This is a genomic window from Spirillospora sp. NPDC000708 (assembly GCF_040299565.1).
Classification (GTDB): Bacteria; Actinomycetota; Actinomycetes; order Streptosporangiales; family Streptosporangiaceae; genus Spirillospora.
On the sequence record NZ_JBEPCJ010000165.1, the window covers coordinates 1 to 11,074 of the forward strand.

The window sequence follows — 11,074 nt, forward strand, 5'->3', positions numbered from 1 at the left end:
TTCGTCCGCAAAATCAACCCGCGCGCGCGCGGGGGGAGGGGGGGGGCCCCGCGCGTGGAACGCGGCGGCCCGTCGGCCCTTGACCCGGTGGAGCTATCGGCTCGCTGAACCTCCGGCCTCGCCGGCCGTGGCGAGCGCCGCGCCGTCCGGCACGGAGTCCGCACTGTTCGACGCGGGGGCCGCACTGTCCGACGCGGAGGCCGCGCCGTCCGGCCGGGCGGCCGCGCCGTCCGGCTGGGACGCGGCGTCGTCCGGGAGGTCGAGGCTGTCGCGCAGCGTCACCGGCTTGAGGAACGCCGCCGCGACGATCCCGGCCACCGCGATCAGCGCGGAGAACAGGAAGATGTGCCCGGTGGCGTCGCCGTAGGCGGCCCGGACGATCTCCCGGATCGGGCCGGGCAGCGCGCCGACGTCCAGGTTCCCGGTGTCGCCGCCGCCCGCGGACGGGTCCACGCCGATGCGGGACAGGCCGTGGGCGATGTTGTCCGACACCCGGTTCGCCAGCACGGCGCCGAGCACCGAGACCCCGATCGTCCCGCCGAGGGACCGGAAGAACGTGACCGTGCCGCTCGCCGCGCCGATCTCGTTCAGGTGCACCGAGTTCTGCACGACGAGGACGAGGTTCTGCATCGCCATGCCGACGCCCGCGCCGACCAGGAACATGCCCGCGCCGACGAACACCAGCGAGGTGTGCTGGTCGATGGTCGCCAGCGCCGCGAACCCGGCGGTGAGCACGACCGTCCCGGCGACGATGTAGGACTTGACCTTGCCGGTCCGGGTGGTGAGCCGCCCGACGATCGTGGACGAGCCGAGCACGCCGATCATCATCGGGATCGTGAGCAGGCCCGCCTCGGTGGGGCTGTAGCCGCGGCCGATCTGGAAGTACTGGCCGAGGAAGACCGCGCCGCCGAACATCGCCATGCCGACCGCGAGGCTGGCGAGGATCGCCAGGGCGGTGTTGCGGCGGGCGACGATGCCGAGCGGGACGATCGGCTCCGGCACCTTCGCCTCGACCCGGATCGCGACGGCCAGGACGAGCAGGCCCGCGCCGACCATCGCGCCGGTCTGCCAGGACAGCCAGGCGAACTTGTCGCCGACGAAGGTCACCCAGATGAGCAGCAGGCTGACGCCGCCGGCCAGCAGCGTCGCGCCCCAGTAGTCGATCTTCACGTCGCCGCGCCGGACCACCGGCAGCTTCAGCGTCTTCTGCAGGAGGGCGAACGACACCACCGAGAACGGCACGCCGATCAGGAAGCACCAGCGCCAGCCGAGCCAGGACGTGTCGACGATCAGCCCGCCGAGCAGCGGGCCGCCGACGGTGGCGACCGCCATGACCGCGCCGAGGTAGCCGTAGTAGCGGCCCCGGTCGCGGGGGCTGATCATCGCCGCCATGACGATCTGGACGAGGATCTGCAGCGCGCCGACGCCGAGCCCCTGCAGGGCGCGGAACGCGATGAGCTCGGCGCTGTTCTGCGCGAACCCGGACGCGATCGACGCGACGACGAAGATGACGATCGACGCCTGGAGCAGCCGCTTCTTGTCGTAGAGGTCGGCGAGCTTGCCCCAGATCGGGGTGCTCGCCGTGGCGGTCAGCAGGGTCGCGGTGACGACCCAGGTGTACTGCGACTGGGTGCCCTTGAGCGCGCCGATGATCTGCGGCAGGGCGGTGGACACGACGGTCTCGCTCAGCATCGCGACGAAGAGCACCAGCAGCAGGCCGCTGAGCGCCTCGAAGATCGATCTGCGCGACATCGTCGCGGACGGCGCCGGCGGGGCCGGCTGGTCGGCGGACACGGTCAAGGGACGCCTCCGGGGTGAGGAGTGGGAACGCCGTGTACAAGGCGTCAGCGGCCCACATTATTCCCACTGGGCAAGTTTTCGCATCAAGAAAGATTTCGCCCGGCCGGGCGCGCCTCCCCGTAGAGTTGGACGGCATGGAGACCATGGCCGGCGGCGGGCTGCGCGAGCGCAAGAAGGAGGCGACGCGCATGGCCCTGCACGAGGCCGCGATGCGCCTCGCCGTCGAGCACGGCCTGGACGAGGTGACGGTCGAGGCCATCGCCGACGCCGCCGGCGTGTCCCGGCGCACGTTCTCCAACTACTTCGACGGCAAGGAGGACGCCCTCCTCTACGGCGACGAGCAGCGCATGCGCTCCCTCCTCGACCGCTTCGCCGCCCGCCCGCCCGGCGAGACGTCCTGGGCCGCGCTGCGCGCCGCGTTCCACGACCTGGCCGGCGAGATCGGCGAGCCCGACCCCCGCTGGGCGGCGCAGGCCCGCCTCGCCCGCGCCCACCCGTCCGTCCTGGCCCGCCAGCTCGCGCACTACGCCACGTTCGAGCGGGCCCTCGCCGACCTCGTCGCCGCCCGCGACGGGCTCCCGCCCGGCTCCGCCCGCGCCGTCGTCATGGCCGGCGCCTTCATGACCGCCCTGCGCATCGGCGCCCTCGCCTGGACCGAGCAGGACCCGCCGCGCTCCATGGCCGAGGTGACCGACGAGGCCCTCACCGAGATGGCCACCCCCTTCACCTGACCGCCTCCACCGGCGCGGCGGACGCGGCGTCCGCCGTGTCCGCGGCCTTCGCGGGCGCCAGCCGCCCCATCGCCATCAGCACGCCGAGGTGCGCGAACGGCAGCAGGAGCACGAGGTCGGCGAGGTGCGCGACGAGGACCTCGCGCGGCACCCGGCTGAGCGGGAACAGCACCGCGCCCACCGACAGCAGGACGGCGGTCGGCAGCGGGACGAGGCGCAGCCGGATCAGCACCGCCCCGAGCACGAACACGCTGATCGGGAAGAGCGGGCCCGCGAACCAGAACGCGGCCTCCGCCGCCGCCTGGTGGTGGCGGAGCAGGTCCACGGCCGTGTCGTGCGGGACTCCGAAGAGCTCCTCGCACAGCCCCTGCACCCCGAACGCCGCGCCGCCGACGCAGCCGTAGACCGCCAGCGGGAACGCGACGGCCGCGTACCGGGGCGCCCGCGCCTCGACGAGGCGGAACAGCGCCGCCAGCCCCGCCACCCAGAACACCGTGGCGACGACGATCAGCGCGCCCGCCGCGATCCCCTGGTCGCCGTCGTTCCAGAAGAACGTCGACAGCCCTTGGACGGCCGGTGCCGCCACCAGGCAGCCACCGGCGATGACTCTCGTGTGAACATCCATGAACTCGACGCTAGGAAAACGCGCGGGCGATTCCATCGGCGCCGCGGGCGCACCCGGCTACCGCGTTCGCGGCACCGCCCCTACTCCGATCGCGGTACCCCGGCCAGGCCGGACTGGTAGGCGAGCACCACGAGCTGCGCGCGGTCCCGCGCGCCGAGCTTCGCCATCGCCCGGTTGACGTGCGTCTTCGCCGTCGCCGGACGCATCGCCAGCCGGTCGCCGATCTCCCGGTCCGACAGGCCGTCCGCCACCAGCGCCACGACCTCCCGCTCCCGAACGGTGAGGGCCGCGAGCCGCTCCGGCGCCACCGGGGGCCGCCCCGCCCGGTCCGCGAACACCGAGATCAGCCGCCGGGTCAGCCGGGGCGCGAGCAGCGCGTCGCCGGCGTGCACCGTCCGGACCGCCTGCCGCAGCGCGTCCGGCTCCAGGTCCTTCAGCAGGAAGCCGCTCGCCCCCGCCCGGAGCGCCGCGAACAGGTACCGGTCGAGGTCGAACGTCGTCAGCACCACGACCTTCGCACCGGACGGCCCCGCGTCCGCCACGATCCGCCGCGTCGCCGCGAGCCCGTCGCAGCCCGGCATCCGCACGTCCATCAGGACGACGTCCGGCCGCCGCGCGCGGGCCAGCGCGACCGCCTCGTCACCGTCCCCGGCCTCGCCGACGACCTCGATGTCGTCCGCGCGCTCCAGCAGGACGCGGAACCCGGCCCGCACCAGCGCCTGGTCGTCGGCCAGCAGCACCCGGATCGTCATCGCGTCCCCCCGCCCGGCAGCCAGGCCCGCACCCGGAACCCGGACTCCCCCGGCCCGGCGGCCGGCCCCGCGGTCAGGCTCCCGCCGAGGGCCGCCGCGCGCTCCGCCATGCCGCGCACCCCGTACCCGTCACCGGCCGGCGTCCCGCCGCGCCCGTCGTCGTCGATCTCGACGTCCAGGCCGTCCGCGCGGTACCGGAGCCGGACCGCCACGGACCCCGCGCCGCCGTGGCGCAGCGCGTTGGCCAGCGACTCCTGGACGATCCGGTACGCGGTCAGCTCCACCACGCCGGGCAGCGGGCGCCGCTCGCCCTCGACGTCCAGCTCCACGCGCGGCCCGGCGGAGCCGTAGCTCCGCACCAGGTCGGGCAGCCGGTCGAGACCGGGCGCCGGGGCCTCCACCTCGGCGCCGTCCCCGTCCCGCAGCACGCCCACCGTCGCGCGGAGCTCCGCCATCGCCTCCGCGCCGGCCGCGCGGATCGCCCGCAGCGCCTCCCCGGCGGTCTCCGGGTCCTCGGTCAGCAGCTCGGCGGCCACGCTCGCCTGGACGCCGATCACCGCGATCGTGTGCGCGGAGACGTCGTGCAGGTCCCGCGCGATCCGGATCCGCTCCTCGGCGACGCGCCGCGCGGCGGCGTCCTCCTGCCGCGCGGCGAGCGCCTCCAGCCGCGCCTCGTACTCGGCCCGCCGCTCCCGCCGGCTGCGGACGGCGTCGCCGAGCAGCAGCATCGCGACGAACACCACGGTCGTCCCGTCCAGCAGCGCGTCGAGCGGGTGGACGCCGCCCTCCGACCGGGCCGACGCGTCCGAGACGATCAGCACGCCCGCGAGCACGAGCCCCGCCCGCCGCCGGGGCGCGACCGCGACCGAGTACAGCGCCGCCCACACCGGCACCCCCGGCGCCCCGCCCGGGTAGCCGCGGGTGTGGTACGCGATCCACAGCACCGTGACCAGGCCCAGCACGAGCGCCGGCCACCGCCGCCGCGCGAGCAGCGCCGCCGCCATCGCGAGCCCGATGCCGTAGGCCGCGGCGTCCGGTGCGCGGCCGCCCGCGTCGACGGCGCCGGTGCCGATCCGGTACGCGGTCACGGCGAAGGCGGCCGCGGAGAGCGCCGCGTCCAGCGCCCAGGGCGCGACCGTCACCGAGCGGTGCCGCACCCGGATGCTCCCCACGGCACCACCCTAAGGACGGAACCCGCGCGCGGCGCGCGGGCGGATCCGTCCGGAGGCGGTCAGACCCGCTGGGTGAAGCGGATGCTGTTGCCGAACGGGTCGCGGAGCGCGGCGTCGATGCCGTACGGGCGCTCGGTGGGCTCCTCGGTGAACTCCACGCCGCGGTCCCGCAGCGTCTCGTAGGTCTTGCGGCAGTCGTCCGTGCCGAAGATGAGGTGGCCGCCCATCGCGCCCTTGGTCAGCAGTTCCCGGACCTGCTCGGCCGTCTCGTCCGACAGCGACGGCGGGCCGGGGCGCTCCAGCAGGATGTGGCGCTCGGGGTCGCCGGGGACGCTGATGGTCAGCCAGCGCATGAAGCCCATGTCGACGTCGGCGCTCACCTCCAGGCCGAGCTTGCCGACGTAGAAGTCGAGGGCCTCGTCCTGGTCCAGGACGTAGATCTGGGAATGCGTGATCGCGTTGAACATGGGGTCAACGCTAGCGAGCGCGCCTCCCGGAAGACTTATCCGAAACTGCTCGGTCGACGGGCCGCGTCCACGTCTTCACGAAGCAGGTCGGCACGTCCACGGCCGTGACCGCCCGCCGGTACTCGCGCGGCGACCGCCCGACGATGGCGCTGAACGTGCGGCTGAACGTGCCCAGGCTGCCGAAGCCGACCTCGAAGCAGATGTCCGTGACGCTGCGGTCGGTGTCCCGCAGCAGGAACATCGCCCGCTCGACGCGGCGGCGCTGCAGGTAGCGGTGCGGCGTCTCGCCGAAGGCCGCCCGGAACGCGCGGGTGAAGTGCGCCGGGGACACGTGGGCGATCCGGGCCAGGGCGGGGACGTCCAGCGGCTGCGCGTAGGCGCGGTCCATCGCGTCCCGCGCCCGCAGCAGCCTGCGGTTGCTCTCCTCCACGGCACGGCTCACGCCCCCATCCCACCATGCCGGGCGGGACGGGGGCGCGGGGTCCCCGCGGCCGTTCTCAGCGGTCGCGGAGGGTGCGGGCGAGCAGGCCGGTCAGGACGGCCAGGGCCAGCACCGCCGCGGTCGTGACCGCGGTGGCGTGGTCGTAGGCGGACAGGGCGGTGCCGGGCGTGCCGGGGGCCGCGCCGAGCGCGCCCGCGAACAGGCCGCCGATCAGCGCGACGCCCGAGGCGTTCGCGACCTGCGTGGCGGTGAGCAGGACGCCGCTCGCGGCGCCGCCGTCCGCCGGGTCGACCCCGGCGAGGACCCGGCCGATCAGCGGCGCGGCGACCAGCCCCTCGCCGATCCCGGAGACCGCCAGCGCGGGCAGCAGCCACCCGATCTGCGCGTGCCCCGGGACGGTGGAGACGATCAGCAGCACGGCGGTCAGGCTGGCCGCCATCAGCGCGGCGCCCGGCACGAGCGCGGCGCGGCTGCGTCCGGCCAGGCTGGCGACGGCGAACCCGATGCCGAGCGGCGCGAAGATCAGCCCGCTCCGCAGCGGGCTCTGCCCGAGCCCCGCCTGGAGGTGGTAGGCGAGCAGGAGGAACAGCCCGGCGTTGCCCGCGTAGAAGGCGAGGACGGTGAGCAGTCCCCGCACCATCCGCCGCTGGGCGAGCAGCCGCATCGGCACCAGCGGGTTCGCCTGCCGCCGCTCGAAGGCTCCGAAGGCGACGAGCAGCGCCAGCCCCGCCGGCGGGAACGGCAGGCTCCACACCGGCCACCCCAGCGCGGCCGGGAGCAGCAGGCCGACGAGGGCGAGCCCGAGGAGGCCCGCGCCGCCGAGGTCGAGGCGGGAGCGCGCGCCGCGCCCCTCGGTGACGGTCGCGCCCGCGACGGCCAGGGCGACCAGCCCGATCGGCACGTTGACGAGGAACGCCGACCGCCAGCCGAGCCCGAGCGGGTTCCAGGCGAGCAGCGCGCCGCCGACGATCTGCCCGGAGATCGACGCCAGCCCGATCGTCGCCCCGTACAGTCCGAGGGCGCTCGCCCGCGCCGGGCCGGTGAACGACGCCTGGACGATCGACAGCACCTGCGGCAGCATCACCGCGGCCGCCAGGCCCTGGAGCACCCGCGCCCCGATCAGCAGCGGGGCCGACGGCGCCGCCGCGCACAGCACCGAGGTGACGAGGAACAGCACGACGCCGGTCAGGAAGCTGCGCCGGCGCCCGTACAGGTCGCCGAGGCGCCCACCGGTCACCAGCCCGACCGCGTAGGCGAGCGTGTACCCGGCGGCGACGAACTGGACCTCGCCGAACGAGGCGCCCAGCCCGTGCTGGATGGACGGGACGGCGACCGTGACGATGCTCGCGTCCAGCAGTCCCATGAACGTGGCGAGCAGCACGGATCCGAGGGCTATCCACTGCCGAGCGCCGGCCGTCCCGGCGGCGCGCGGGCTTGTCGTTACGGTGACCATGTCGACATTCCGCCACGCGTCCGGCGGCCGCGTCCAAGTTCAGGTTCTTCTCCTGTGAGAAGCGAGGATTATCACCGGCTATCGTCGGCGGCATGGAATTGCGGCATCTGCGGTACTTCGTGGCGGTCGCCGAGGAGCTGCACTACGGCCGCGCCGCGCAGCGGCTGCACGTCGCCCAGCCCGGGCTCAGCCAGCAGATCAAGGCGCTCGAACGCGAGCTCGGCGCGGAGTTGTTCGCCCGCAACCGGCGCGGCGTGGCGCTGACCCAGGCGGGGGCCGCGCTGCTGCCCGCCGCCCGCGACGTCCTCGCCCGCGCCGACGCCGCCGCCGACCTGGTGCGGAGGCACGGCACCGGGGAGGCCGGGCGGCTCACCCTCAGCCTCACCCGCTCCGCGCCCGGCGGCGCCGTCACCGACCTCGTCGACGGGTTCCGGGCCGCGCACCCCGCCGTCGACGTCCAGCTCACCAGCGGTTTCACCGTCCTGCACGAGCAGCGGCTGCGCGAGCGGGCCATCGACGCGGCGATCGTCCGGCCGCCCATCGACCTGCGCGACGACCTGGCCGTCCTGGAGATCGGCGCGGAGCCGATCGTGGCGGCCGTCCGCGGCGACGACCCGCTGGCCCGCAAGCGGCGGCTCCGCACCGCCGACGTGGCGGGCCGCCCGCTCGTCTGGTGGCCGCGCGAGCACGGCCCCGGCATGTGGGACCGGATGCTCGACCAGGTCTTCGGCGAGGGCGTCCGGCCGCCCGTCGCGCACTGGGAGCCCGAGGAGGAGCGGATGCTGCACGCCGTCGCGGCGGGGCACGGCATCACCTTCATCACCGAGGGCAAGGCGGGCACGCTGCACGTCCCCGGCGTCGTCACGCGGCGGTTCGCCGATCCCGTCCCGACCGTCCCGATCGCGCTCGCGTGGCATCGCGGCAACCGCGACCCGGCGCTGCTGCGCCTCGTCGCGCACGCCCGCGACATGGCCGCCGCCGACCCCGCGTGAGCGCGGCGCGCGGTCAGGGGCGGGGGATGTTGCGGAGGTTGCTGCGCGCCAGATCGAGCATCTTGCCGACGCCGCCGGTGAGGACGGTCTTGCCCGCGGCGAGCGCGAAGCCCTTCACCTGCTGCGGGGTGATGTGCGGCGGGATGGACAGGGCGTTCGGGTCGGTGACGACGTCCAGCAGGTACGGGCCGGGCGCGGCGAGCGCGGCGGCCATCGCGTCGCGGACGTCGGCGGGCCGCTCGACGCGGGCCGCCTCGATGCCCGCGGCCTGCGCGATGGCGGCGTAGTCGACGGCCTCGTGATCGGTCTCGTAGGACGGCAGGCCGTCCACCATCATCTCCAGCCGCACCATCCCGAGCGACGCGTTGTTGAAGAGAATGATCTTGACGGGGATGCGGTGCAGCCGCACGGTGAGCAGCTCGCCGAGCAGCATGCCGAGGCCGCCGTCGCCGGACACCGAGACGACCTGGCGGCCGGGCGCGCCGTACTGGGCGCCGATCGCGTGCGGCAGGGCGTTCGCCATGGAGCCGTGGACGAACGAGCCCATGACGCGGCGGCGGCCGTTCGGCGTGATGTAGCGGGCCACCCAGACGTTGCACATTCCGGTGTCGACGGTGAATATCGCGTCGTCGGCGGCGAGGTCGTCAAGGACGTCCGCCACGTATTCGGGATGGATCGGAACGTGCTTCTCGATGTCGCGCGTGTAGGCGGAGACGACGCCCTCCAGCGCGCGCGTGTGCCGTCGCAGCATTTCGTTGAGATAGGACCGGTCGTGCTTCTGCTCGACCTTGTCCATGACGAGGCGGAGCGTCTCACCGACGTCGCCGTGGACGGCGAGCGTGAGCGGCGTGCGGCGCCCCAGCTTGGCGGGATCGTCGTCGACCTGGATGGTGTGGCGGCCCGGAAGGAAAGGGTCATAGGGGAAGTCCGTGCCGAGCATGAGGACGAGGTCGGCCTCCTGCATCGCCTCGTAGCAGGCGCCGTAGCCGAGAAGCCCGCTCATTCCGACGTCGAACGGATTGTTGTACTGGATCCATTCCTTGCCGCGCAGCGCGTGCCCGATCGGCGACAGCAGTTTGTGCGCGAGCTGCATGACCTCCGAATGCGCGTTCTGCACACCGGACCCGCAGAAGAGCATCGGCTTCCGCGCCCGGTTGAGGGCGTGGGCCAGCTGGTCGACCTGGTCGGCGGGCGGCTTCACGATGCCCTTGCGGACGAGGAAGTCGTGCTCGCCGGTCGGGTTCTCGGCGTCCTGGCTGGCGACGTCCCCGGACAGCGCGAGGACGGCGACGCCGCCCAGGCCGACCGCGTGCTGGATCGCCGTGCGCAGGATGCGCGGCATCTGCCCCGGCCCGTTGATCAGCTCGCAGTAGTGGCTGCACTCGGTGAACAGCCGCTCGGGGTGCGTCTCCTGGAAGTAGCCGCTGCCGATCTGGGTGCTCGGGATCTGCGAGGCCAGCGCGAGGACGGGCGCCCCGGACCGGTGCGCGTCGTACAGGCCCTGGATCAGGTGGGTGTTGCCGGGGCCGCAACTGCCCGCGCAGACGGCGAGCCGCCCGGTCGTCTGCGCCTCGGCGGCGGCGGCGAACGCGCCCGCCTCCTCGTTGCGGACGTGCACCCACTCGATGTCGCCACCGGTGCGGCGCACCGCGTCCACGATCGGGTTGAGGCTGTCGCCCACCACGCCGTAGATCCGCCGGACGCCCGCCTGGCGGAGCACCTGGATGAACTGGTCCGCGACCGTCGCCATGATCCCCCCACTCGCCGTGTGCACGGGGAGACCTGCCCGTGATCGTCGCGCCGACACGTCGCAGACCGATCAAACCGTGAATCACTTTGCCCGCCCGCCGGGGCTAGGCTGGCGACCATGGACGACGAGCGCGAGGACCTGGACTTCTGGTCGTTCGTCGACCTCGCCGGAGGCCGGCTGGCGGACGAGTTCGGCTTCCCGGACCGGCTCGCGACCCGGCTGCTGCTGACGCTGAACCGGGCGTCCGCCATCGTCACCTACGACCTGGAGTCCACGGTGCACCGGCCGCGCGGGCACTCCTGGGCGGGGTTCCGGCTGCTGTTCGTCACCTGGCTCGCCGGGCCGCTGGAGCCGGGCCGCGCCGCCACGCTCGCCGGGATGAGCCGCGCCGCCGTGTCCAACCTGGCGAAGACGCTGGTGGCGGACGGGATGATGGTGCGTACGCCGGGCGAGCGGGACGGCCGCTCGGTGATCCTGTCGCTGACCGAGGACGGCCGCCGCCGGATGCTGGAGATCTTCGCGGGCCAGCACGAGCGGGAGCGGCAGTGGGCGGGCGTGCTCACCGAGACCGAGCAGCGGATGCTGGTGATGCTGCTGGACAAGCTGATCGAGGGCCGGCACCGGTTCGACGTCCGCGAGCGGAGCTGACCCGCCGCGCCCGCCTCCCGGTCCGCTCCCGTCCGCTCCGGCCCGTTCCGCCCCGTGTCCGGAACCGGGCCTTTCTTCTGCCCGCCGGGGGCCGTAATGTCGCGGAGAGATAGTAAACGCATTAATCATCTGCGGGGAGGCGAGGGATCATGGCGCACTACCGGCGGGTCGGCGACGTGCCGCCGAAACGGCACACCCGGCACCGGGACGCGTCCGGCCGGCTCTACTTCGAGGAGCTGATG

11 protein-coding genes are annotated in these 11,074 nt (G+C 74.2%); 3 read left to right on the forward strand and 8 right to left on the reverse strand.

Going from position 1 to position 11,074, the window contains the following annotated elements:
* Positions 1-93: 93 nt before the first annotated feature.
* The gene (locus ABT299_RS50960) at positions 94-1,794 is read right to left on the reverse strand and encodes an MDR family MFS transporter (protein WP_500255277.1); all 1,701 of its coding nucleotides are present in this window, start codon (positions 1,792-1,794) and stop codon (positions 94-96) included.
* A gap of 140 nt (positions 1,795-1,934) precedes the next feature.
* Here ABT299_RS50960 and ABT299_RS50965 point away from each other — a divergent pair, with 140 nt between their 5' ends.
* A complete protein-coding gene (locus ABT299_RS50965; protein ID WP_190863485.1) occupies positions 1,935-2,531 on the forward strand; it encodes a TetR/AcrR family transcriptional regulator in 597 nt (198 codons plus the stop codon).
* On the opposite strand, the gene ABT299_RS50970 is transcribed toward ABT299_RS50965, so the two are convergent.
* The 6 genes from ABT299_RS50970 to ABT299_RS50995 form a co-directional block, all read right to left on the reverse strand.
* Positions 2,524-3,156 carry a hypothetical protein gene (locus ABT299_RS50970; RefSeq protein ID WP_500255272.1) on the reverse strand — a complete coding sequence of 211 codons (633 nt, stop codon included), beginning with the start codon at positions 3,154-3,156 and terminating at the stop codon, positions 2,524-2,526. The two genes, ABT299_RS50965 and ABT299_RS50970, sit on opposite strands and share 8 nt — an antisense overlap.
* An 80-nt stretch (positions 3,157-3,236) precedes the next feature.
* Complete coding sequence (locus tag ABT299_RS50975) at positions 3,237-3,908, reverse strand: response regulator transcription factor (protein WP_190863480.1); 672 nt, start codon at positions 3,906-3,908, stop codon at positions 3,237-3,239.
* Positions 3,905-5,080, reverse strand: a complete 1,176-nt coding sequence (locus ABT299_RS50980) for a sensor histidine kinase (RefSeq protein ID WP_500255273.1) — start codon at positions 5,078-5,080, stop codon at positions 3,905-3,907. Before ABT299_RS50980 ends, ABT299_RS50975 begins: the two co-directional genes overlap by 4 nt.
* Before the next feature lie 59 nt (positions 5,081-5,139).
* On the reverse strand, positions 5,140-5,547 hold the full coding sequence (locus tag ABT299_RS50985) for a VOC family protein (RefSeq protein WP_190863478.1): 408 nt from the start codon (positions 5,545-5,547) through the stop codon (positions 5,140-5,142).
* A 10-nt stretch (positions 5,548-5,557) separates the two neighbouring features.
* Complete coding sequence (locus ABT299_RS50990; protein ID WP_500255278.1) at positions 5,558-5,935, reverse strand: helix-turn-helix domain-containing protein; 378 nt, start codon at positions 5,933-5,935, stop codon at positions 5,558-5,560.
* 109 nt (positions 5,936-6,044) lie between these two features.
* Positions 6,045-7,442, reverse strand: coding sequence for an MFS transporter (locus ABT299_RS50995; RefSeq protein WP_500255274.1), 1,398 nt, complete (start codon positions 7,440-7,442; stop codon positions 6,045-6,047).
* Between the two features lie 92 nt (positions 7,443-7,534).
* Here ABT299_RS50995 and ABT299_RS51000 point away from each other — a divergent pair, with 92 nt between their 5' ends.
* Complete coding sequence (locus tag ABT299_RS51000) at positions 7,535-8,434, forward strand: LysR family transcriptional regulator (RefSeq protein WP_500255275.1); 900 nt, start codon at positions 7,535-7,537, stop codon at positions 8,432-8,434.
* Positions 8,435-8,447: 13 nt separating this feature from the next.
* Here the strand turns inward: ABT299_RS51000 and ABT299_RS51005 are convergent, their stop codons facing one another.
* Complete coding sequence (locus tag ABT299_RS51005) at positions 8,448-10,184, reverse strand: pyruvate dehydrogenase (protein ID WP_500255276.1); 1,737 nt, start codon at positions 10,182-10,184, stop codon at positions 8,448-8,450.
* A 117-nt stretch (positions 10,185-10,301) separates the two neighbouring features.
* On the opposite strand from ABT299_RS51005, the gene ABT299_RS51010 reads away from it, so the two are divergent.
* The gene (locus tag ABT299_RS51010; protein ID WP_190863466.1) at positions 10,302-10,832 is read left to right on the forward strand and encodes a MarR family winged helix-turn-helix transcriptional regulator; all 531 of its coding nucleotides are present in this window, start codon (positions 10,302-10,304) and stop codon (positions 10,830-10,832) included.
* Positions 10,833-11,074: the final 242 nt, after the last annotated feature.

Coding starts and splice junctions, on each gene's coding strand:
- ABT299_RS51005 (WP_500255276.1), bottom strand. CDS start 10,184: ATGGCGACGGTCGCGGACCAGTTCATCCAGGTGCTCCGCCAGGCGGGC.
- ABT299_RS51000 (WP_500255275.1), top strand. CDS start 7,535: ATGGAATTGCGGCATCTGCGGTACTTCGTGGCGGTCGCCGAGGAGCTG.
- ABT299_RS50965 (WP_190863485.1), top strand. CDS start 1,935: ATGGAGACCATGGCCGGCGGCGGGCTGCGCGAGCGCAAGAAGGAGGCG.
- ABT299_RS51010 (WP_190863466.1), top strand. CDS start 10,302: ATGGACGACGAGCGCGAGGACCTGGACTTCTGGTCGTTCGTCGACCTC.
- ABT299_RS50995 (WP_500255274.1), bottom strand. CDS start 7,442: ATGGTCACCGTAACGACAAGCCCGCGCGCCGCCGGGACGGCCGGCGCT.
- ABT299_RS50975 (WP_190863480.1), bottom strand. CDS start 3,908: ATGACGATCCGGGTGCTGCTGGCCGACGACCAGGCGCTGGTGCGGGCC.
- ABT299_RS50985 (WP_190863478.1), bottom strand. CDS start 5,547: ATGTTCAACGCGATCACGCATTCCCAGATCTACGTCCTGGACCAGGAC.
- ABT299_RS50970 (WP_500255272.1), bottom strand. CDS start 3,156: ATGGATGTTCACACGAGAGTCATCGCCGGTGGCTGCCTGGTGGCGGCA.
- ABT299_RS50990 (WP_500255278.1), bottom strand. CDS start 5,935: ATGGACCGCGCCTACGCGCAGCCGCTGGACGTCCCCGCCCTGGCCCGG.